Annotated in this window: 18 protein-coding genes; 8 read left to right on the plus strand and 10 right to left on the minus strand. The window is 59.5% G+C overall.

What is annotated here, in order from left to right; genetic code table 11:
* Positions 1 to 14: 14 nt before the first annotated feature.
* The 4 genes from HU722_RS02580 to gpmI form a co-directional block, all read right to left on the minus strand.
* A complete protein-coding gene (locus HU722_RS02580) occupies positions 15 to 800 on the minus strand; it encodes a divergent polysaccharide deacetylase family protein (RefSeq protein WP_065875777.1) in 786 nt (261 codons plus the stop codon).
* A 1-nt stretch (position 801) separates the two neighbouring features.
* Positions 802 to 2118, minus strand: a complete 1317-nt coding sequence (locus tag HU722_RS02585; protein ID WP_012721751.1) for a S41 family peptidase — start codon at positions 2116 to 2118, stop codon at positions 802 to 804.
* Between the two features lie 31 nt (positions 2119 to 2149).
* Positions 2150 to 3445, minus strand: a complete 1296-nt coding sequence (locus HU722_RS02590) for a murein hydrolase activator EnvC family protein (RefSeq protein WP_065875776.1) — start codon at positions 3443 to 3445, stop codon at positions 2150 to 2152.
* Between the two features lie 260 nt (positions 3446 to 3705).
* Positions 3706 to 5232, minus strand: coding sequence for a 2,3-bisphosphoglycerate-independent phosphoglycerate mutase (gene gpmI / locus HU722_RS02595; RefSeq protein WP_065875775.1), 1527 nt, complete (start codon positions 5230 to 5232; stop codon positions 3706 to 3708).
* Between the two features lie 151 nt (positions 5233 to 5383).
* On the opposite strand from gpmI, the gene HU722_RS02600 reads away from it, so the two are divergent.
* From HU722_RS02600 to secB, 3 genes are read left to right on the plus strand one after another with little or no spacing between them, the layout of a single operon-like run.
* Complete coding sequence (locus HU722_RS02600) at positions 5384 to 5797, plus strand: rhodanese-like domain-containing protein (RefSeq protein WP_049710466.1); 414 nt, start codon at positions 5384 to 5386, stop codon at positions 5795 to 5797.
* 1 nt (position 5798) lies between these two features.
* The gene (gene grxC, locus HU722_RS02605) at positions 5799 to 6053 is read left to right on the plus strand and encodes a glutaredoxin 3 (protein WP_033896917.1); all 255 of its coding nucleotides are present in this window, start codon (positions 5799 to 5801) and stop codon (positions 6051 to 6053) included.
* Between the two features lie 42 nt (positions 6054 to 6095).
* Positions 6096 to 6575, plus strand: coding sequence for a protein-export chaperone SecB (gene secB / locus HU722_RS02610; RefSeq protein ID WP_003237490.1), 480 nt, complete (start codon positions 6096 to 6098; stop codon positions 6573 to 6575).
* A 120-nt stretch (positions 6576 to 6695) separates the two neighbouring features.
* Here the strand turns inward: secB and HU722_RS02615 are convergent, their stop codons facing one another.
* Entirely contained in the window at positions 6696 to 7151 is a 456-nt protein-coding gene (locus tag HU722_RS02615) for a tRNA (cytidine(34)-2'-O)-methyltransferase (protein ID WP_065875774.1), read from the minus strand.
* On the opposite strand from HU722_RS02615, the gene HU722_RS02620 reads away from it, so the two are divergent.
* The gene (locus tag HU722_RS02620; RefSeq protein WP_065875773.1) at positions 7150 to 7590 is read left to right on the plus strand and encodes a hypothetical protein; all 441 of its coding nucleotides are present in this window, start codon (positions 7150 to 7152) and stop codon (positions 7588 to 7590) included. The two genes, HU722_RS02615 and HU722_RS02620, sit on opposite strands and share 2 nt — an antisense overlap.
* A gap of 709 nt (positions 7591 to 8299) precedes the next feature.
* A complete protein-coding gene (locus HU722_RS02625; protein WP_065889165.1) occupies positions 8300 to 9232 on the plus strand; it encodes an IS110 family transposase in 933 nt (310 codons plus the stop codon).
* Between the two features lie 135 nt (positions 9233 to 9367).
* Here HU722_RS02625 and ntrC read toward each other — a convergent pair whose 3' ends face one another.
* From ntrC to glnA, 4 genes are all read right to left on the minus strand, one after another.
* Positions 9368 to 10804, minus strand: coding sequence for a nitrogen regulation protein NR(I) (ntrC, locus tag HU722_RS02630; RefSeq protein ID WP_065875772.1), 1437 nt, complete (start codon positions 10802 to 10804; stop codon positions 9368 to 9370).
* Positions 10801 to 11886, minus strand: coding sequence for a nitrogen regulation protein NR(II) (glnL, locus tag HU722_RS02635; protein ID WP_065875771.1), 1086 nt, complete (start codon positions 11884 to 11886; stop codon positions 10801 to 10803). Before glnL ends, ntrC begins: the two co-directional genes overlap by 4 nt.
* Before the next feature lie 371 nt (positions 11887 to 12257).
* The gene (locus HU722_RS02640; RefSeq protein WP_065889163.1) at positions 12258 to 12794 is read right to left on the minus strand and encodes a chorismate mutase; all 537 of its coding nucleotides are present in this window, start codon (positions 12792 to 12794) and stop codon (positions 12258 to 12260) included.
* A 180-nt stretch (positions 12795 to 12974) separates the two neighbouring features.
* Entirely contained in the window at positions 12975 to 14381 is a 1407-nt protein-coding gene (glnA, locus tag HU722_RS02645) for a type I glutamate--ammonia ligase (RefSeq protein WP_012721762.1), read from the minus strand.
* Between the two features lie 332 nt (positions 14382 to 14713).
* Here glnA and thiI point away from each other — a divergent pair, with 332 nt between their 5' ends.
* The gene (gene thiI / locus HU722_RS02650; RefSeq protein ID WP_065875769.1) at positions 14714 to 16168 is read left to right on the plus strand and encodes a tRNA uracil 4-sulfurtransferase ThiI; all 1455 of its coding nucleotides are present in this window, start codon (positions 14714 to 14716) and stop codon (positions 16166 to 16168) included.
* Between the two features lie 139 nt (positions 16169 to 16307).
* Positions 16308 to 18128 (plus strand): translational GTPase TypA, encoded by a 1821-nt coding sequence (typA, locus tag HU722_RS02655; protein WP_053140412.1) that lies wholly within the window; start codon positions 16308 to 16310, stop codon positions 18126 to 18128.
* A 204-nt stretch (positions 18129 to 18332) separates the two neighbouring features.
* Here the strand turns inward: typA and HU722_RS02660 are convergent, their stop codons facing one another.
* Entirely contained in the window at positions 18333 to 18767 is a 435-nt protein-coding gene (locus HU722_RS02660; protein ID WP_017529542.1) for a YkgJ family cysteine cluster protein, read from the minus strand.
* Between the two features lie 240 nt (positions 18768 to 19007).
* Here HU722_RS02660 and HU722_RS02665 point away from each other — a divergent pair, with 240 nt between their 5' ends.
* Positions 19008 to 21458 carry a glycogen/starch/alpha-glucan phosphorylase gene (locus tag HU722_RS02665; RefSeq protein WP_065875768.1) on the plus strand — a complete coding sequence of 817 codons (2451 nt, stop codon included), beginning with the start codon at positions 19008 to 19010 and terminating at the stop codon, positions 21456 to 21458.
* Positions 21459 to 21469 lie beyond the last annotated feature (11 nt).

Raw genomic sequence — 21469 nt, forward strand, 5'->3', positions numbered from 1 at the left:
TTGCCGGGCTGTATCTATCTACGCGCTGGAAGGTAGGTGCCGTTTTTGCCGTGACCCGCCATCGCTTGGTTACTGCGCACGCTGATCATCAACTTGATATCGATCCAATCGACGCCCTGAGCCTTAAGTTTGGGCAGCTCGCGCTCCAGCACCGCCAGGGTTTGCGGGTAAGGGTGACCGATCATCACGACCGAACCCTGCTTGTGGGCCAGCTTGATTGCGGTCTGCAATTGCGTGGTGATCGCTGCTTCAGTGCGCTCGTCATCGAGGAATACATCCCGCGAGACATGGGCCAATCCAATCTTCTGCGCCTCGGCTGCCGCGACGGTCTGCGCGCTGGTGCGGCTGTCGACGAAGAACTTGTTGCGCCGTTGCAGCTCGGCCATCAACCAGGCCATGGCGACCGGTTGCGCGGTCATGCGGCTGCCCATGTGGTTGTTGATGCCTGCGGTGTAGGGCACCGCCTTGAACGCAGCGTCCAGGCGCTTGGCGAGTTCTTCGATGGGCAGCTCAGGGTGCCAGGCGAAGGGGCCGGTCGCCGGGTCCATGGGCATATGCAGGATCACGATCTTGCCGGCTTTGTGTGCCTCGCGGGCAAATTCGGCGGCGTGGGGTGTGTCGGGCATGACCGCCGTGGTGACCGGCCCAGGCAGGGCCAGCACGCGACGATCCCGGGGCAGGTTCTGCCCGAGGTCGTCGATGATGAGGGTCAGGTAGGCTTTGTGCGGCTCGCCGGCAGGCGTCGCATGGGCGACGCCTGCCAGGCTGCACAGCACCGCGATGATCAGGGCAAAACGCATATCAACGGCTGCGCGTGATGCTCAGGCCTTTGAGCAGGCTGAGTGCCTGAGCCAGCTGGTAGTCGTCGTCCTGCGGCATCGGCTTGGCTTTCTTGCCGCTGCCGGTCGGTTGGTCGGCGCCGCCGTTGCCATTGCCCAAATGACCTTGCAGGTCCGCTTCTTTGTAGTACTCGCTGTCGATCTCGTTGGTGATCTTGGCCTTGCGCACCTCAATGTCCGGCACGATGCCCTGGGCCTGGATCGAGCGGCCGTTCGGCGTGTAGTACAAAGCAGTGGTGATCTTCAGCGCACGCTCGTTGTTCAGCGGCAACACGGTTTGTACCGAGCCTTTGCCGAAGCTGGTGGTGCCCATCAGCACGCCGCGTTTCTGGTCTTGCAGGGCGCCGGCGACGATTTCCGACGCCGAGGCGCTGCCGCCGTTGATCAGCACGGCCAGCGGCACGTTTTCGCTGAGGTCGTTGCCGGTGGCCGAGAAGCGCAGTTCGGAGTTGGCAATACGGCCCTTGGTGTAGACGATCAGGCCCTTGGTGATGAAGTGATCAACCACTTCCACCGCCGATTGCAGCACGCCGCCTGGGTTGTTGCGCAGGTCGAGCACGATGCCGCTGAGTTTCTTGCCGTTGTCCTTGCGCAGCTTGGCCAGGGCCTTGGCCACTTCGTCACCGGTCTTGACCTGGAACTGGGTGATACGGATGTAACCGTAGCCCGACTCCAGCAGCTGGCTCTTCACGCTCTTGACCACAATGGTCGCGCGGGTCAGCGTTACATCGAACGGGTTGCCGCCGTCGCGTACCAGGGTCAGGGTGATTTTCTGGCCGATCTTGCCGCGCATCTTGTCGACGGCTTCGGTCATGGTCTGGCCACGGGTCGGCTGGCCGTTGATCTTGACGATGAAGTCGCCGGCCTGGATGCCGGCCTTCGACGCGGGGGTGTCATCGATCGGCGAGACCACCTTGATGTTGCCGTCTTCGGCGCCAACTTCAATGCCCAGGCCGCCGAACTCACCGCTGGTGCTTTCCTGCAGCTCGGCAAAATCTTCCGGGCCCAGGTAGGCGGAGTGCGGGTCGAGGTTGCTGAGCATGCCCTTGATGGCATTCTCCAGCAGGGTCTTGTCATCTACGGGTTCGACATAGGCTGCCTTGATCCGGTCCATGACCTCGGCAAAGGTGCGCAGCTCGTCCAGCGGCAACGGCGCCTTGGTGGTCGCGGCGGTGGCAGCAGGTGCAGCCGGGGCGGCCTGGTCGGCGAAAGCCAGGGGCGCGCCGATCACCAGGGCGATCGTCAGGGCCAGCGAAGTGAGGCGGGACAAATGCAGCATGTCGAACGAACTCCTAATGTAGATGCGACCCTTATCCTTGGGTTCTGCACCATTGTGCAGGATCGCTCGGGCGACCCTGCTGACGAATAGCGAAGTACAGCGCCGGAGTGTCCTGGCCACCACTGTTACCCACAGTGGAGATGGATTCACCGGCTTTTACAACATCACCTGCCGACTTGAGTAAAGTCTGATTGTGGCCGTAAAGGCTCAAATAGCCATTACCGTGGTCGAGAATCACCAACAAACCGGCGCCGCGCAGCCAATCGGCAAATACCACGCGCCCACCGTGAACAGCGTGGACCTGGCTGCCGGCAGAGGCGCTGATCATCACCCCGTCCCACTTGGCGCGGGTGTCATCGCCACGGGTTTCACCGAAGCGTGCCAGTAATCGACCATCAACCGGCCATGGAAGTTTGCCGCGAGCTGAAGCAAAAGGGCCGCCGAACGACTCGCCGGCGCTGGAAACCAGCGGGCCAGGGGCTGCATGCGCCGGTTTGCGCGGTGCCGGGGCGTCCGAGGTGGCAGCCAGTTCGGCCTCACGCTGGCGCTTTTTTTCGGCTTCCTGCTGGGCGATCAGCGCTTTCTGCCGCGCTTCTTCGGCCTCACGTGCCTGGCGAGCCAGGGTTTCTTCGATGGTCTTGAGCACTTTGGCCAAGTCGGCCTGGTCCTGCTCGCGGGCTTGCAGCTTGGCGTCGCGCGCCTTTACGTCGTCATTGAGCTTGGCCAGGGCCAGCTGGCGCTCCTTGCGGACCTTGTCCAGCTCGTTGCGCTGGGTGTCGAGGGCGCTTTTCTGGTCCTGCAATTGCGATTGCTGGTTGGCGATTTCCTGTTCCACATTGACCAACTGGCGCAGAGTCTCGTTGAAGCTTTTCAATTGCTCCATGCGGGCTTTGCTCAGGTAGTCGTAGTAGGTGAGGGTGCGCGCAAATTTCTCAGGGTTCTGCTGGTTGAGCAGCAGCTTGAGGTACTCCTGGCGGCCGTTCTGGTAGGCGGCGCGGGCCTGGATTGCGATCAGGCGTTGCTGTTCAACGCGTGCGCTCTGGAGTTTTTTTTTCTCAGCGTCGAGTCGCTCCAGTTCCGACTCGCTCTTCTTTAATTCTTTTTGTAGCTCCTGGACCTGCTTCTCCAGCTTGCCCATCTCGGTTTCCGTGCCGCGTAGGTCTTTCTGCACCCCGGACTTTTCTTCCTGGAGCTTGCCGAGCAGCTTTTTCAGCTCGGTAATGTCCTGACGCGTAGCGTCCAACTGTTGTTGGGTTTGTGCGCGCTCATCGGCAAACGCCGGTTGGAGCAGGCAGACAAGAGCAAGGGTAATCAAGGCGCGAAGCATAGAGGCGGGCGACACCAGGGAAATGGACGGCCTAGTATGCCCGCCAAGCGCGGCAAAAAAAACGCCCAATTGGGGCTGGAAGGCAAGATAGGTGCCGAGTGGCACAGGTATGGCGAAAAGATATCTTCCAAACAGCGCAAAACCAATGTGGGAGCGGGCTTGCTCGCGAATGCGGTGCGTCAGTCGTTGAAAATGTCGACTGAACGGCCGCATTCGCGAGCAAGCCCGCTCCCACACGGGTTTTTGGGTGAGGCTGAGAATCAGACCAGGATCGAGGTCCCGGTCATTTCTTGCGGCTTCTCCAGCCCCATCAACATCAACATAGTCGGCGCCACATCCGCCAGCACGCCGCCTTCACGCACTTTGAAGTCGCGCTTGCCGACGTAGATGAACGGTACCGGCTCGGTAGTGTGGGCGGTGTGGGCCTGGCCGGTGGATTCGTCGGACATTTGCTCGCAGTTGCCGTGGTCGGCAGTGATCAGCGCTTCGCCGCCGACTTTTTCCAGGGCATCGACGATGCGGCCGACGCACAGGTCCAGGCATTCCACGGCTTTGGTGGCGGCTTCCAGGTTGCCGCTGTGGCCGACCATGTCGCCGTTGGCGTAGTTGACCACGATCACGTCGTAACGCTGGTGTTCGATGGCGTCGACGATCTTGTCGGTGACTTCCGGCGCGCTCATTTCCGGCTGCAGGTCGTAAGTGGCGACTTTTGGCGACGGGATCAGGATGCGCTCTTCGCCCGGGAACGGCTCTTCACGGCCACCGGAGAAGAAAAACGTCACGTGGGCGTATTTTTCGGTTTCGGCGATGCGCAGCTGGGTCTTGCCGTTTTTCGCCAGGTAGTCGCCCAGCACGTTATCCAAGGTGCCTGCTGCAAAAGCGGCGGGAGCCGGGATGCTCGCGGCGTATTGGGTCAGGCCCACGTACTGCACCTTCGGCTGGCGCGCGCGCTCGAACTCCTTGAAGCCGTCTTCGACAAACACGCGGCTCAGCTCGCGGGCGCGGTCGGCGCGGAAGTTCATGAACACCACGGCGTCGCCGTCTTCGACTTTCACCGGCTCACCGATGGTGGTGGCTTTGACAAATTCATCGCTCTCGCCACGGGCGTAGGCGGCTTCGAGGCCTTCCTGGGCGGTGGCGGCGTGGAATTCGGCCTGGCCGTCGACGATCAGGTTGTAGGCCTGGGCTACGCGGTCCCAGCGGTTGTCGCGGTCCATGGCGAAGTAACGGCCGACCAGGCTGGCGATACGGCCTTTGCCCAAGGCGGCGAAGGTGGTGTCGAGCAGTTCGATGGACGATTGCGCGCTTTTCGGCGGGGTGTCACGGCCGTCGAGGAAGGCGTGCAGGTAGATCTTGTCAGCGCCGCGCTTGAACGCCAGTTCGGCCATGGCGACCAAGTGGTCCTGGTGGCTGTGGACGCCACCATCCGACAACAAGCCCATGAAATGCACAGCTTTACCGGCAGCCACTGCTTTATCGACCGCCGCGCAGATGGTCGGGTTCTCGAAGAACTCGCCATCGCGGATCGCTTTGGTCACACGTGTGAAGTCTTGATAGACCACTCGTCCGGCGCCGAGATTCATATGGCCGACTTCCGAGTTGCCCATCTGGCCGTCCGGCAGGCCCACGTCCATGCCCGAGCCGGAGATCAGGCCGTTTGGCACGGTGGCGGTCAAACGATCGAGTACCGGCTTCTTGGCCGCGTACACCGCGTTGTCGTGGTGGCTTTCACTGTGTCCGAAGCCATCGAGAATTATCAGGACCAAAGGTTTAGGCGTGGTAGTCATAGATCCTCTCGCGGCGGTAATAAAGGAAGACAATTGAAAAGGGAGTGGCAGTTTAAAGCGAAGTTCCGACCACGTCACCGCTTTACGGGGGTTGGCCCCCCCTGACGGCTGTGTATACTTACCGCCATTTTAACGCCCTGGAACCTCCTTGATGGTTGATCACCTGATTGCATTTGCCACTGCCCACTACCTGCTTGTGGGTGCCTTCGTCATCCTGCTGGCGCTGCTGATCGCTCACGAATTGAGCCGCGGTGGCCGCAGCCTGAGCACGGCGGAGCTGACCGCGCTGGTCAACAAGGATGAGGCCGTTGTCGTGGATATCCGCCCGGCCAAGGATTTCGCCGCTGGCCATATCGTCGGCGCCCTGAACATTCCTCAGGACAAGCTGATCGCGCGCCTGGCCGAGCTGGAAAAGCACAAGGCCAAGACCATCATCCTGGTCGACGCCCAAGGCCAGCACTCCGGCACCCACGCCCGTGAGATGCTCAAGTCCGGTTTCACCGCCGCCAAACTGTCCGGCGGTATTGGCAGCTGGAAGGCCGATAACCTGCCACTGGTGAAGTGATATGAGCCAGGTTGTCGTGTATTCCAGCGATTGGTGCCCTTACTGCATGCGGGCCAAGGCCTTGCTGGAGAAAAAGGGCGTTGCCTTCGAAGAGATCAAGGTCGACGGCAAACCCCAGGTGCGTGCCGAAATGGCCCAGAAGGCGGGGCGCACGTCCGTGCCGCAAATCTGGATCGGCGCCAGGCACATCGGTGGCTGCGATGACCTGTTCGCCCTGGAGCGCGCCGGTAAACTCGATGCGCTGCTGCTCGTCTGACTTCTAAACCCTAAAAGACCCCAAGATAGAGAAGGATCTGCGATGACTGATCAACAGAACACCGAAGCAGCAGAAGCCCAAGGCCCACAGTTCTCGCTGCAGCGGATCTATGTGCGTGACCTGTCGTTCGAAGCGCCGAAAAGCCCGGCGATCTTCCGCCAGGAATGGACCCCAAGCGTTGCGCTGGACCTGAACACCCGTCAAAAAGCACTGGAAGGCGACTTCCATGAAGTGGTGCTGACCCTGTCGGTCACCGTCAAGAACGGCGAAGAAGTAGCCTTCATCGCTGAAGTGCAACAGGCCGGTATCTTCCTGATCCAGGGCCTGGACGAAGCGTCCATGAGCCACACCCTGGGTGCGTTCTGCCCGAACATCCTGTTCCCGTATGCCCGCGAGACCCTGGACAGCCTGGTCACCCGTGGCTCGTTCCCGGCGCTGATGCTGGCACCGGTGAACTTCGATGCCCTGTATGCGCAAGAGCTGCAGCGCATGCAAAGTGAAGGTTCGTCGACCGTTCAATAAGCTGCGGATGTAAAAAATGTGGGAGCGGGCTTGCTCGCGAAGGCGGTACTTCAGTCGATACCTTCATTGACTGGCACACTGCTTTCGCGAGCAAGCCCGCTCCCACATTCGTTAGGGGTGTTATTTAAAGCCGAGTTGGCGCCAGCCTTCGTAGACAGCGACGGCCACGGTGTTGGACAGGTTCAAGCTGCGGCACCCCTCGCGCATCGGCAAACGCAGACGATGACCGTCTGGCAGTGCGTCCAGCACCTCCGGCGGCAGGCCCCGGCTCTCCGGACCGAACAGGAACGCGTCGCCCTCGGCAAAGCTGGCATCGTGGAACGGTCGCGAACCCTTGGTGGTGAACGCGAACAGTCGCGGGTGCCCCAGGCTTTCCAGGCAACTCGCCAGGTCGGCATGGCGCTTGAGGGTGGCGTACTCGTGGTAGTCCAGCCCGGCGCGGCGCAGGCGCTTGTCGTCCATGTCAAAGCCCAGGGGCTCGATCAAATGCAGGTGGCAGCCACTGTTGGCGCACAGCCTGATAACGTTGCCGGTATTCGGCGGAATTTCTGGTTGAAAAAGGATGACGTGAAACATGCACGGCTCCGAAGGCAAAGATGCGCTGCATTCTACCCCCGAAGACGACCCAAGGCCGAAGCTATTGCCCAGGGTCATGGGCTCGTTGGCGATTGTCGGCTTGATGGTGGGCTTGATGATTGGCCGCCTGACCACCCCGGACCCGGTCGAACTGCAGCAGGTTGAGACCGCGGCGGATGGCGTGGTGGTGTGGTTCAACAGCGAACCCAAGCTGCACGGCGAGCATATCGACGGCACCGTGGCGCTGTTGTTTGACGCCCAAGGCAAGGGCACCAGTGGGCAACTCAAGATCAATGAAAAGGACGTGAACTGGCGCGTGCGCAAGACCGACGGCGGCTTGCTGCTGAATCTGGTGGCGGCTCGGCCGTTGCGCGGGGATTGGAGGGGGGAAGAAGTTGATGGCCGCTGGCGGCTGGAGATCCATCTCCAAGAGCAATAAAAGAGGGAGTTCCCGGCCTGCCTGTACCAGGGCTCCCAAAACGGGGTGAAGCCAGAGGCTTCGGTGTTAAAGAGGGAATCCCCGGCCTGCCTGTACCAAGGTTCCCCAAAGCGGTGTGGAGCGCGATGCGGTTCGCATCAAGCACCCCGGGTGTAAAGAGGGGAGTCTCGGCCTGCCTGTACCAAGGTCCCCGAAACTGGGTAGTACAGGGGTTATTGCAGGGCGCGTGCCAGAGTGGCCAAGGTGTGCCAAAAAAAACTTCTAGAAAGCGCAAGGCCCCGGAATACGGGGCTTCGTTGTTTTCGGGATTCTCTATGTTCTTACTACGATGCTTGCTTGAGGCTTGGAAGGCGTGCGCGATGCTGGTACAGGGTGCATTGAAGCGGTGCACGCGCCTGGACCCTTATGGAGATCCAAATGTGGGAGCGGGCTTGCTCGCGAAGGCGGTGTTTCAGTCACTGATGTGCTGAATGACACCGCCTTCGCGAGCAAGCCCGCTTGTGTCTTGAACCAGGCTTAAACTGAAGGTGAGAGCGGTGAGTGACAAGCTGAATGCCCGAAGTGCTTAAAGCACGTGTGGGAGCCCATGCTGTCACTCACCTCTCCACTCTGGTCATTGAGCCCGAACAGTTGAACGAGCCCACCTCGAACAGTTACAAGCGTGGGCCAAGCCAGAGCGCTCTCACCTTGAGTGTAAGAGGATTTGGCTATGTTTTCCTATCCAGCAGGTATTGATGTCTCCAGCGGTAGCCTCGAGATTCGGGTTGATCAACTGGATGTAGCGATGAGTTGTTCCAATTCGCAGAGTGATTTTCCTGGGTTAATTGGATGGCTAACCCTGCATCGCGTGGGTCGAGTGTTGCTGGAGGCCACTGGCGGTTACGAGCGCAAAGTCATGAAAGCGCTTCAAGCTGCGGGCTTTGAAGTCATACGGATCAACCCTTGCCGAGCCAAAAGCTTTGCCCGGGCTATGGGGCAACAAGCCAAAACCGATCCGATAGATGCACGCCTTCTTGCGCAGTTCGCAGCGGTCATCAAATCGCCCGATAGCCGGGTTACCAGCGCCGAGCAGGATGATTTGCGCGCCCTAGTCCAACAGCGAGAGCACTTTGTTCAGCAAAGAGATGACGACAAACGGCGGCTTAAAACGGCCTCCTCTGACGTGGTCAAGCCTGCGCTGCAGAGTCATATCGACTATTTGCAAAAAGTGCTGAAGGAGCTGGAAAGCCTGATCCGCCAAAGTACAGAACGTCTGGATCGTAAAAAAGTAGCCCTTCTGTGCTCAGTCAAAGGCATAGGACTTGTTACAGCGGCCAGCTTGATGTCCTATCTTCCGGAGCTAGGCGAGGTGGGTAGACATCAGATTGCAGCATTGAGCGGCACTGCGCCCTACAACGACGATAGCGGCAAGCACAAAGGCAAGCGTCATATCAGCGGCGGCAGGTTCGCCGCGAGGCGCTCACTGTATATGGCCTGTTGGTCAGTGATCCGGTTTCAGCCTGAGTTTGCCGCGCGATATAAGGCGCTGCGCGAGAAAGGAAAATGCGCCAAAGTGGCACTCATCGCGTGTATGCGTGTTTTGCTGGTACGCCTAAACGCAATGATCCGTGATGGATCTGAATGGAAAGAGCAAGCCGCCTAAAATCCTGCGGTAGCTATTTCCTAAAGCAGTTACACGGAGTACAGCCGTGGGAGCGTTGCCGCCTCTGGAAAAAATGGCTTGATGAAAACCATCAAGACAGTTGCTCCCACATTAGATCTTCAGTGAGCCTGTAAGTCAGGCGTCGTCGCCCTCATCGTCGTCACCACCATCGACCTTCATCCCCAGCTCCTTGATCTTGCGCGTCAGGGTGTTGCGGCCCCAGCCCAGCAGCACGGCGGCATCGCGACGGCGACCTGCGGTGTGCTTCAGGGCGGTTTCGATCATGATCCGCTCAAACGCTGGTACGGCGCTGTCCAGCAGGCTCGACTGGCCGCGAGCCAGGGCCTGATCCGCCCATTGGCGCAGCGCCTGCTCCCAGTTGGTCACCGGCGCAGAGTCCTGCGGCAGGCTGAGCAGTTCCGGTGGCAGGTCGCTGATATGCACTTCGCGCCCGGACGCCATCACCGTGATCCAGCGGCAAGTGTTCTCCAGCTGGCGCACGTTACCTGGCCACGGCAGGTTCTTCAGGTATTCCTCGGTCTCGCTTTTGAGCAGCTTCGGCTCAACCGCCAGCTCTTGCGCGGCGCGGGCAAGGAAGTGGCGGGCGAGCGTCGGGATGTCTTCGCGACGGTCCGACATCCGCGGAATGTGGATACGGATCACATTGAGGCGGTGGAACAAGTCCTCACGGAATTTGCCCGCATGCACCAGGGTTTCCAGGTTCTGGTGGGTCGCGGCGATGATACGCACGTCGACCTTGACCGGCGTGTGCCCGCCAACCCGGTAGAACTCGCCGTCCGCCAGCACGCGCAGCAGGCGGGTCTGGGTATCGGCCGGCATATCACCGATTTCATCGAGGAACAGCGTGCCGCCGTCCGCCTGTTCAAAACGCCCGCGACGCAGGTTGGCGGCGCCGGTAAACGCGCCTTTTTCATGGCCGAACAACTCGGACTCCATCAAGTCCTTCGGGATAGCCGCCATGTTCAACGCAATAAATGGCGAAGCCGCCCGTGGGCTGTGACGGTGCAGGGCGTGGGCCACCAGTTCTTTACCGGTCCCCGATTCGCCATTGATCAGTACGGTGATGTTGGAGTGGCTCAAACGCCCGATGGCGCGAAACACTTCCTGCATCGCCGGCGCTTCGCCGATGATTTCCGGGGTGCGGGTCAGGGCGGGTGGGGCTTCTTGGTTCTGCTGTTCCTGGGCGTGCTGGTTGGCGCGTTTGACCAGCGCCACCGCCTCGTCCACGTCGAATGGCTTGGGCAGGTATTCAAAGGCGCCGCCCTGGTAGGACGCGACAGCGCTGTCCAGGTCCGAGTGCGCGGTCATGATGATCACCGGCAAACGCGGGTGCTGCTCGCGAATCCGTGCCAACAGGTCCAGGCCACTGGCGCCGGGCATGCGGATGTCGGAAATGATCACGTCGGGCTGCTGGCGAGCCAGGCGGCTCATCACCCCGTCGGCGCTGTCGAAGCTCTGGGTGGTCATGCCTTCCTGTTGCAAGGCTTTCTCGAGGACCCAGCGGATAGAACGGTCGTCATCGACGATCCAGACAGTTTCACTACGGCTCATGTCGATGGGGCTCCTTGTTCCAGTGGCAGAAAGATCGAGAACGTGGTGTGGCCAGGATGGCTCTCACATTCGATCAGACCCTGGTGCTGGCTGATGATGTTCTGGGTAATGGCCAGGCCCAGCCCGGTACCGTCCGGGCGGCCGCTGACCATGGGAAAGAAAATGGTTTCCTGCAGTTCCGCAGGAATGCCCGGGCCGTTGTCGATGATCTCGACCTTGGTCACCAGGCGATGGCGCACATGGCCGATGGTGAACTGGCGCAGGGCACGGGTGCGCAGGCTGATGCGGCCCAGGCGCAGTTCGTTCTGGCTGCTGATGGCTTGCATGGCGTTGCGCACGATATTGAGCACTGCCTGGATCATCTGTTCGCGGTCGATCAATACGTCCGGAATGCTCGGATCATAGTCGCGCACCAAGGTAATGCAGCCCTGGCTTTCGGCCTCGACCAGGTGGCAGACGCGCTCCAGCACTTCGTGCACGTTGGTCATCGCCAGCGACGGCAGCTTGTTGGAGCCGAGCATGCGGTCCACCAGGTTACGCAGGCGGTCGGCTTCTTCGATGATGACGTTGGTGTAGTCCTTGAGGTGTTCCTCCGGCAGCTCGCGGGCCAGCAGTTGCGCCGCGCCGCGAATCCCGCCGAGGGGGTTCTTGATCTCATGGGCCAGGCCGCGCACCAGCATCTTGCTGGTTTCCTGCTTGGACAGCTGCGCTTCTTCCTTGGTAATGCGCAGCAGGCGGTCGCGAGGGTGCACTTCGAGCAGCAGCAGGGTCGCGCCATTGCTCAGGATCGGGGTGACGGCGTAGTCGACCGTCAGCGTCTGGCCGGTGAGGGCGGTGAGCATCGCTTCGCGTTTGGTAAACGGGTGTGCCTGCTCCACCGCCTGGCGCAATGAGCTCAAGGCTTCGGCTGACTCGGTGAACAGCTCGCTGATGAACTGCCCATGGCTGCGCTGGCCGCTGATGGCCAGGAGCATCTCTGCTGCCGGATTCATGTACTCAAGACGCAGATCGGCGTTGAGCAGGATGGTCGCGGTGGTCAGGTTGTCGAGTAACAAACGGTGCAGTGCATCACTGATGGTCATCGGGACCTCTTTTGGAGCAAGGCGCGTGCTTGAGGCACACGCTGATACAAGGAAAATGCAAAAACCAAACCAAGGCTCCGAAAAGAAGCGTTAATCGCCTGAAATAGGCGTTTAAGGCTCGAATCTGTGGCGTTCTGCCAGCTTCATCGGGAAGATTCGAACCAAAATGGGCTGGACAGGTGGGAAGGGTGCAGTGGGTCGCACCAATATAGTGCGGTTTTGTGAAGGTTGTTCAGGAACTAGGAAATTACGGTGAATCGCCTGGAAGGTTGCGGTGGGTGTGGGCGCTGGCTTGCCTGCGATAGCGGTTTTGGATGTACCGCGCTTATCGCAGGCAAGCCAGCTCCCACATTGTGATCGGGGTTACAGCCTCAGTTCTTCTGGATGCACAGCTCGGCCGTGGCGCGAATCATTGCCAGTTGCCGCAAAGGATCGTTCAGCGGCTCATGCACGGCCGTGGCGAGCCATTGCGGGCACTGCGGGTCGGTGCGCTGCGGGCTGAAGTCGGCCAGTTGCTGCAGCAGGCGCTTTTGCAGTTCATCCAGCTGCGGGCGAATCTGCTTGACCAGGTCCGGGCGCGGATCATCGGGCGCCTTGCCCTGGAACTGCCAGTCGGACAGGTGCGTGTACTGCACCAGTTTGTTCGCTTCGATCTGCGCCGAGAAAAACTGCTCGGCGGCGGCAGGGTCCAGCTTGTAGCTTGGCGCCTGGGCGACAACGCTGGCGATCACCTCTTGTTCGCGTTTCTTATCTTCTACGGGTTTTTTGCTGTCCCATTTGCTCAGGGCTACCTGGTCGGCAATTTCCAGGCGCTCGGCGATGCTGTTGAGCAGCGGCTCAAGGGTAGGTGGCGCGGCGCTCGCACCGGTACTGACAAATAACAGAGCGAACACAAATCGGTATTTCAAAGGTGATCTCCTGTGGGAGCGGGCTTGCCCGCGATGGCGGTGGGTCAGTCATACATCAGGTGGCGGGCAGTACGCTATCGCGGGCCAGCCTGCTCCCGCATTCTTCACAAATCGCGGGCAAAAAAAGACCTCCTGAAGGAGGTCTTTTTTCAGCACGCCACGTTAAGCGGCGCTACCGGATCAGCAGCTGTAGTACAGCTCGTATTCCAGCGGGTGTACGAAGGTGCGAACCTTGATTTCTTCCGCGCTTTTCAGCTCGATGTAAGCGTCGATGAAGTCGTCGCTGAACACGCCGCCTTTGGTCAGGAACGCACGGCCCTTGTCCAGCTCTTCCAGGGCTTCTTTCAGGCTGCCACACACTTGTGGGATCTCTTTGGCCTCTTCAGGCGGCAGGTCGTACAAGTTTTTGTCGGCGGCGTCGCCAGGGTGGATCTTGTTCTGGATACCGTCCAGGCCGGCCATGACCAGGGCAGCGAAGGCCAGGTATGGGTTGGCTGCTGGATCCGGGAAGCGCGCTTCGATACGGCGAGCACGAGGGCTGGACACGTAAGGAATACGGATCGACGCGGAACGGTTACGTGCCGAGTAAGCCAGCATTACCGGTGCTTCGAAACCTGGGACCAGACGCTTGTAGGAGTTGGTCGACGGGTTGGTGAAGCCGTTCAGGGCCTTACCGTGCTTGATGATACCGCCGATGAAGTACAGGGCGGTGTCGGACAGGCCGGCATAACCTTCGCCAGCGAAGGTGTTCTTGCCATCTTTGGCGATGGACAAGTGAACGTGCATACCCGAGCCGTTATCGCCGTACAGCGGCTTAGGCATGAAGGTAGCGGTACGGCCGTAGGCAACGGCAGTGTTGTGTACGCAATACTTCAGGGTTTGAACTTCGTCAGCCTTGGCCACCAGGGTGTTGAACTTCACACCGATTTCGTTCTGGCCGGCAGTCGCCACTTCGTGGTGGTGCACTTCGATGACCAGGCCCATGTCTTCCATGGCGTTGCACATGGAGGTACGGATTTCGTGGTCATGGTCGAACGGCGGAACCGGGAAGTAGCCACCTTTGATACCTGGACGGTGGCCATGGTTGCCGCCTTCCACGTCCTGGTCGGACATCCACGAACCTTGTTCGGAGTAGATCTTGAACATCGAACCGGAGATGTCGGACTTGAACTTGACCTGGTCGAAGATGAAGAACTCTGGCTCCGGGCCTACGAATACGGTGTCGCCGATACCGGTGGACTTCAGGTATTCCTCGGCACGCTTGGCGATCGCACGTGGGTCGCGGTCGTAGCCTTGCATGGTCGAAGGCTCGATCACGTCGCAAACCAGGATCAGGGTTGGCTCTTCGGTGAACGGGTCCAGCACGGCAGTGCTGTCGTCCGGCATCAGGATCATGTCGGAGGCTTCGATGCCTTTCCAGCCAGCGATGGAGGAACCGTCGAACATTTTGCCTTCTTCAAAGAAAGCATCATCCAGCGCATCGCGAGCCGGCATGGTCACGTGGTGCTGAGTGCCTTTGGTGTCCGTGAAGCGCAGATCAATCCATTTAACGTCATGATCTTTGATGAGTTGAACCGACTTCGACATAGTGTCCTCCGGGTGGCTTCGGGCTGGGTAGTGGAGTAGCCCTTAGAATTTGGGTGATGCCGGCGCGGATACTCCGCCATGGCAACCTGCCTCACAAGAGAGCAAATTGCATGCCAGTGCGCCAACATGGGTTTTTTGATCCAAAAACGCCCCTATAAAGGTGCATTGCGACAAAAGCGTAAAATCTTCGCACCGCAATGTGGCGCAATGGAACGAAAGCGCACCCATTTAGTGCGTTGCGTGTGCTATGCATATTAACTGGTTAAACCGTGAGCGATTTCCGCTATAATCCGCGCCCCCCTTTTTCAGCAGGCCCGGCGCGCGCTGTTTCCATGAAATTAATCGTTAAAGTCTTCCCCGAAATCACCATCAAGAGCCGACCGGTACGGATGCGTTTCATCCGTCAATTGGCCAAGAACATCCGTGCCGTGCTCCGCGATCTGGACCCGGCTGTGGTGGTGAATGGCGTGTGGGACAACCTCGAGCTGGAAACCCGTGTCACCGAGCCCAAAGCCTTGAAGGACATGACCGAGCGCCTGAGCTGCATGCCGGGCATCGCGCATTTCCTGCAGGTGGATGAGTACCCGCTTGGCGACTTCGACGACATCACCGAGAAGTGCAAACAGCACTTCGGTAATGAGCTGGAAGGAAAGATCTTTTCGGTGCGTTGCAAGCGTGCCGGCAAGCACACCTTTAGCTCCATGGATGTCGAAAAATACGTCGGCAGCAAGCTGCGTCGCGAGTGCGGCGCCGCCGGAATTTCCCTGAAAGCGCCGCAAATTGAAGTGCGCATGGAAATTCGCGACCAACGGTTGTTTGTGATCCACAGCCAGCACAACAGTATCGGCGGCTACCCGCTGGGCGCCCTGGAACAGACCCTGGTATTGATGTCCGGCGGTTTCGATTCCACGGTGGCGGCTTACCAGATCATGCGCCGCGGCCTGATGAGCCACTTCTGCTTCTTTAACCTGGGCGGGCGTGCACACGAATTGGGCGTGATGGAAGTTGCGCACTTTATCTGGAAGAAATACGGCAGCTCCCAACGCGTGCTATTTGTAAGCGTACCGTTCGAGGAAGTGTTGGGCGAAATTCTCGGCAAAGTCGATAACAGTCATATGGGCGTAGTTTTGAAGCGTATGATGTTGCGCGCTGCGTCGCGGATCGCCGACCAGTTGCAGATCGACGCGCTGGTGACCGGTGAGGCGATCTCCCAGGTGTCCAGTCAGACGCTGCCGAACCTGTCGCTGATCGACTGCGTGACCGAAAAGCTGGTGCTACGCCCGCTGATCGCCAGTCACAAGCAGGACATCATCGACCTGGCCGAAGAAATCGGTACCGCTGATTTCGCCAAGCATATGCCTGAATATTGCGGGGTCATCTCGGTGAACCCCAAGACCCACGCCAAGCGAAACCGCGTGGAGTACGAAGAACAACAGTTCGACATGGCGATTCTTGAGCGTGCGCTTGAGAACGCCAAAATGGTCCCGATCGATCGCGTAATCGACGAACTGGGCCAGGACGTAAAGATCGAAGAAGTCAGCGAAGCCCTGGCCGGCCAGATCGTCGTCGACATCCGTCACCCGGATGCCGCCGAAGATGAGCCGCTGGAAATCGCCGGCATCGACGTACAAACGCTGCCGTTTTATGCATTGAACGCGCGTTTCAAGGAACTGGATAACAGCCGTCAGTACCTGCTGTATTGCGACAAAGGCGTGATGAGTCGCCTGCATGCCCACCATTTGCTCAGTGAGGGGTATGCCAATGTGCGCGTTTATCGACCGAGCTAAGAGCCCGGGGCTGTTTGCCTGTGGCCTGCGTCACCGGCCCCCCGACTCTGCCGTCAAGCTGTAACGGCAAGGCCTGACTCTACTGTAAATCGCTGCCACGACCTGTCAGCACACCGAATCCTCTGATCGAGATACACAAGTGATCGAAAATCTACGTAACATCGCCATCATTGCTCACGTTGACCACGGTAAAACCACCCTGGTAGACAAACTCTTGCGTCAATCCGGCACCCTGGAGCGCAACGAGCTCAACGACGAGCGCGTGATGGACTCCAACGACCAGGAAAAAGAGCGCGGTATTACCATCCTGGCGAAAAACACCGCTATCAACTGGAACGGCTACCACATCAACATCGTGGATACCCCGGGCCACGCCGACTTCGGCGGCGAAGTAGAACGCGTAATGTCGATGGTTGACTCCGTTCTGCTGCTGGTTGACGCTCAAGACGGCCCTATGCCGCAAACCCGTTTCGTGACCAAGAAGGCTTTCGAAGCCGGCCTGCGTCCGATCGTGTGCATCAACAAGGTTGACCGTCCAGGCGCGCGTCCGGACTGGGTTCTGGACCAGATCTTCGACCTGTTCGACAACCTGGGTGCTACCGAAGAGCAACTGGACTTCCAAGTTATCTACGCCTCGGCCCTGAACGGTATTGCCGGTCTGGAACACACCGCCATGGCGGAAGACATGACCCCGCTGTACCAGGCGATCGTTGACCACGTTCCACCACCGAAGGTTGACCGTGAAGGCCCGTTCCAGATGCAAATCTCGGCACTGGACTACAACAGCTTCCTGGGTGTTATCGGCGTTGGCCGTATCGCGCGTGGTAGCGTCAAGCCGAACACCCCGGTTGTCGCTATCGGCGCCGACGGCAAGAAGCGTAACGGTCGTATCCTGAAGCTGATGGGGCACCACGGTCTGCACCGTATCGACGTTGAAGAAGCTTTCGCAGGCGACATCGTGTGCGTGAGCGGTATGGACTCGCTGTTCATCTCCGACACCCTGTGCCAGCCGGACACTGTCGAGGCGATGAAGCCTCTGACCGTTGACGAGCCAACCGTTTCCATGACCTTCCAGGTAAACGACTCGCCTTTCTGCGGTAAAGAAGGCAAGTTCGTGACGTCCCGTAACATCAAGGAACGTCTGGACAAAGAGCTGCTGTACAACGTTGCTCTGCGCGTTGAAGAAGGCGACTCGGCTGACAAGTTCAAGGTTTCCGGCCGTGGTGAGCTGCACCTCTCGGTACTGATCGAAACCATGCGTCGCGAAGGCTTCGAAATGGGCGTTGGTCGTCCGGAAGTGATCATCCGTACCGTTGACGGCGTGAAGCAGGAACCGTTCGAAAACGTCACCATCGACACCCCTGAAGAATCCCAGGGCAAGGTCATGGAAGAGATGGGCCTGCGTAAGGGCGACCTGACCAACATGGTGCCGGATGGCAAAGGCCGTGTACGTCTGGAATACAACATCCCTGCTCGTGGTCTGATCGGTTTCCGTAACCAGTTCCTGACCCTGACCAACGGTGCTGGCATCCTGACCTCGATCTTCGATCGCTATGACACCATGAAGTCCGGCGACATGTCCGGCCGTCAGAACGGTGTTCTGGTATCGGTTGAAACCGGCAAGGCACTGACCTACTCCCTGGAAACCCTCCAGGCGCGTGGCAAGCTGTTCGTTGAACACGGTCAAGAGATCTACAACGGTCAGATCGTTGGTCTGAACAGCCGTGACAACGACATGGGCGTCAACCCAACCAAAGGCAAGAAGCTCGACAACATGCGTGCTTCGGGTAAAGACGAAACCATCGCCCTGGTTCCACCTGTTCGCTTCACCCTGGAACAGGCCCTGGAATTCATCCAGGACGACGAGCTGTGCGAAGTGACGCCTAAGTCGATCCGCCTGCGTAAGAAGATCCTGGACGAAGGCGAGCGTACCCGCGCTGCCAAGAAAGCCAAGAACTGAGTTAACTCAGGCTGAATGAAAAACGCCCCCGGTCGAAAGGCCGGGGGCGTTTTTTTATGCCTGCAGTTTGTGTGGTGTTTGTGCCGACCCTTTCGCGAGCAAGCCCGCTCCCACATTCGACCGCGTTGTTTCAGGATGAGCGCGGTCAAGTGTGGGAGCGGGCTTGCTCGCGAAGAGGCCAGTCAGAACACCCCAAAATCCAGATCAGAACTTATCGAGGGTCTTGAACTTGGTCTCGCGCACCACTTCCTTCGGCTTGTACGCGCAATACCCAGGCCGTGGCCCGATCTTCGGGTGATTGCGGCAAGTATCCGGGCGCTTGTCATAAATAGTGCAGAAGCGCGTCTTACGATCCAGGTACAGGCAATCGTTGTTGCTCATGCGCTGTAGAGTAAAAATTTCTGACTTGGAATTGAAACGCTCGACGATGCCTTCCTTCTGCAAGCGCTTGGCGATGTTCTTTGGCGGGTCGCCGCGCTCGAACTCATCGACGATGCCGATGCGGATCAGGTCCTTGATCTTCACTTCGACCGGCAGCGTGCAGCAGCTGGACACGCAACCACCGCACATGTGCGCGGAATATTTCTGCCACGTTTCAAGACGGTCGAGTTCCGCGGCGGCGATCAGTTGAGGCTTCATCAGGGTTCCAAAAGGTGGGGCTGTATCCGGGCGCGCGATGATACCGGGATTGGTGATTTTTTGAACAATATTTTCCGGGTTTCTGCTGGAAGGCTTTTGGAACGTCAAAGCAGGCACGGCCCCTGCATCTAAATCCTGTATAGGTGAATGCGTTAAAAAACTGCCGAACCAGAGCGGCCGCCGTCTGTCAGACCGTCTAGGCTCTAGCAACTCCTTCTATCTCGCCCGAGGTCGCAATTGATGTCTCAGGAACCACTTGCACGAGAAGCAGAGGTAGCCGCGTTTCGCGATGCCGTCTTGACCAAACTCACCTACGCGGTGGGCAAGGACCCGGATCACGCCTTCGACCACGACTGGTTCGAAGCCATTGCCCTGGCCGCACGCGACCAGATGGTCGACCACTGGATGGACCATACGCGGCGTATTTACCGCAAAGGTCAAAAGCGCGTTTATTACCTTTCCCTGGAATTCCTCATCGGTCGTTTGCTGTACGACAGCCTGAGCAACCTTGGCGTGCTGGAGATCGCGCGCGAGGCACTCTCGGAGCTGGGCGTCGACCTTGAGCGCATCCGCCTGCTGGAGCCCGATGCGGCGCTCGGCAACGGTGGCCTGGGCCGCCTGGCCGCGTGCTTTATGGAAAGCATGTCGACGTTGGGCATTGCGGGTCACGGTTATGGCATTCGTTATGAGCACGGCCTGTTCCGCCAGGCGATTGTCGATGGCTGGCAACAGGAGCAAACCGAACGCTGGCTGGATTTCGGCAACCCATGGGAATTCGAACGGGCCGAAGTGATTTACCCGATCGGGTTTGGCGGCAGCGTCGAAACCCTGCCGGATGCTTCCGGCAAGCTGATCCAAGTGTGGACGCCGAGCGAAACCGTACGCGCGGTTGCCTACGACACCCCGGTGGTCGGCTGGCGCGGCGCGAGTGTCAATACCTTGCGCCTGTGGCGTGCTCGCGCAGTGGAAGACCTGCACCTGGAACGTTTCAACGCCGGCGACCACCTGGGCGCCGTCGCCGAAGTGGCCCGCGCCGAAAGCATCTCCCGGGTGCTTTACCCCGCGGACAGCACCGAAGCGGGGCAGGAACTGCGCCTGCGCCAGGAATACTTCTTCGTCTCGGCCTCGCTGCAGGATTTGCTGCGTCGCCACAAGAACATGCATGGCTCGGTGCTGAGCCTGGGCGAACACGCTGCGATCCAGCTCAACGACACTCACCCGTCCATCGCCGTGGCCGAGTTGATGCGCCAATTGGTCGACTTGCACGACATTCCGTGGGAAGCGGCGTGGGACGTCACCGTCGAAACCCTTTCCTACACCAACCACACCCTGTTGCCCGAAGCGCTGGAAACCTGGCCGGTTGGCTTGATGGAGCGCATGCTGCCGCGGCACATGCAGATCATCTACCTGATCAACGCCCAGCACATCGACTCGCTGCGCGCCAAGGGCGTCCACGATTTCGACGTATTGCGCGCCGTATCGCTGATTGAAGAAGACAACGGCCGCCGTGTGCGCATGGGCAACCTGGCATTCCTCGGCTCCCACAGCGTCAACGGTGTGTCGGGTTTGCACACCCAGTTGATGCGCAACACGGTGTTCTCTGAGCTGCACAAGCTGTACCCGGAGCGCATCAACAACAAAACCAACGGCATCACCTTCCGCCGCTGGCTGTATCAGGCCAACCCGAAACTCACGTCGATGCTCGTGGACGCACTGGGCCCGGACATTCTCGACAACATGGAAACGCGCCTGGGCGAGCTGGAAACCTTCGCCGAGAAGCAGACCTTCCGCAAAGCCTTCGCCGATCAGCGCCTGCACAGTAAGCGCGCATTGGCGGACATCATTCACGAACGGCTGGGGATCGCGATCAACCCGGCGGCGATGTTCGATGTGCAGGTCAAGCGAATTCACGAATACAAGCGCCAATTGCTGAACCTGCTGCACACGGTGGCGTTGTACCAGGCCATCCGTGCCGAACCGGGCACCGACTGGGTGCCGCGTGTGAAGATCTTCGCGGGTAAAGCGGCGGCGAGTTATCACCAGGCCAAGTTGATCATCAAGTTGACCAACGACATCGCGCGCACCGTTAACAACGACCCGACCGTGCGCGGTCTGCTCAAGGTGGTGTTCCTGCCCAACTACAACGTCAGCCTGGCGGAAAGCATCATCCCGGCGGCGGACTTGTCGGAGCAGATCTCCACGGCCGGCTTTGAAGCCTCGGGCACCAGCAACATGAAGTTCGGTCTCAACGGTGCGTTGACCATCGGCACCATGGACGGCGCGAACGTGGAGATGCACGAGCGCGTCGGCGCCGATCACATGTTTATCTTCGGCCTCAGCGCGCAGCAGGTGGAGGCGCGCAAACACGCCGGTGAATTCAACGCCGGGCAGGACATTGCAGCGTCCCATCGCCTCAGCGATGTGCTGCAAGCGATTCGCGGCGGGGTGTTCTCGCCGGATGATCCGGGCCGGTATGTGGGGTTGATCGACGGGCTGATCGACTACGACCGCTTCCTGGTGTGTGCCGACTTCGATTCGTACTGGGAGGCCCAGGCGCGGGTCGAGGCGCATTGGCATGATTCCAAGGCGTGGTGGCGTTCGGCGGTGCTCAATACCGCGCGGATGGGGTGGTTCTCTTCGGACCGGACGATCCGCGAATACGCCACTGAGATCTGGAAAGCGCTCGACTAAACACGGCTGAT

It is taken from the genome of Pseudomonas tritici, assembly GCF_014268275.3.
GTDB lineage: Bacteria > Pseudomonadota > Gammaproteobacteria > Pseudomonadales > Pseudomonadaceae > Aquipseudomonas > Aquipseudomonas tritici.

Excerpts from the sequence above, each read along its gene's own strand:
- HU722_RS02580 (WP_065875777.1), bottom strand. The coding sequence starts at position 800 with ATGCGTTTTGCCCTGATCATCGCGGTGCTGTGCAGCCTGGCAGGCGTC.
- HU722_RS02585 (WP_012721751.1), bottom strand. The coding sequence starts at position 2,118 with ATGCTGCATTTGTCCCGCCTCACTTCGCTGGCCCTGACGATCGCCCTG.
- HU722_RS02590 (WP_065875776.1), bottom strand. The coding sequence starts at position 3,445 with ATGCTTCGCGCCTTGATTACCCTTGCTCTTGTCTGCCTGCTCCAACCG.
- gpmI (WP_065875775.1), bottom strand. The coding sequence starts at position 5,232 with ATGACTACCACGCCTAAACCTTTGGTCCTGATAATTCTCGATGGCTTC.
- HU722_RS02600 (WP_049710466.1), top strand. The coding sequence starts at position 5,384 with ATGGTTGATCACCTGATTGCATTTGCCACTGCCCACTACCTGCTTGTG.
- grxC (WP_033896917.1), top strand. The coding sequence starts at position 5,799 with ATGAGCCAGGTTGTCGTGTATTCCAGCGATTGGTGCCCTTACTGCATG.
- secB (WP_003237490.1), top strand. The coding sequence starts at position 6,096 with ATGACTGATCAACAGAACACCGAAGCAGCAGAAGCCCAAGGCCCACAG.
- HU722_RS02620 (WP_065875773.1), top strand. The coding sequence starts at position 7,150 with ATGCACGGCTCCGAAGGCAAAGATGCGCTGCATTCTACCCCCGAAGAC.
- HU722_RS02615 (WP_065875774.1), bottom strand. The coding sequence starts at position 7,151 with ATGTTTCACGTCATCCTTTTTCAACCAGAAATTCCGCCGAATACCGGC.
- HU722_RS02625 (WP_065889165.1), top strand. The coding sequence starts at position 8,300 with ATGTTTTCCTATCCAGCAGGTATTGATGTCTCCAGCGGTAGCCTCGAG.
- ntrC (WP_065875772.1), bottom strand. The coding sequence starts at position 10,804 with ATGAGCCGTAGTGAAACTGTCTGGATCGTCGATGACGACCGTTCTATC.
- glnL (WP_065875771.1), bottom strand. The coding sequence starts at position 11,886 with ATGACCATCAGTGATGCACTGCACCGTTTGTTACTCGACAACCTGACC.
- glnA (WP_012721762.1), bottom strand. The coding sequence starts at position 14,381 with ATGTCGAAGTCGGTTCAACTCATCAAAGATCATGACGTTAAATGGATT.
- thiI (WP_065875769.1), top strand. The coding sequence starts at position 14,714 with ATGAAATTAATCGTTAAAGTCTTCCCCGAAATCACCATCAAGAGCCGA.
- HU722_RS02660 (WP_017529542.1), bottom strand. The coding sequence starts at position 18,767 with ATGAAGCCTCAACTGATCGCCGCCGCGGAACTCGACCGTCTTGAAACG.
- HU722_RS02665 (WP_065875768.1), top strand. The coding sequence starts at position 19,008 with ATGTCTCAGGAACCACTTGCACGAGAAGCAGAGGTAGCCGCGTTTCGC.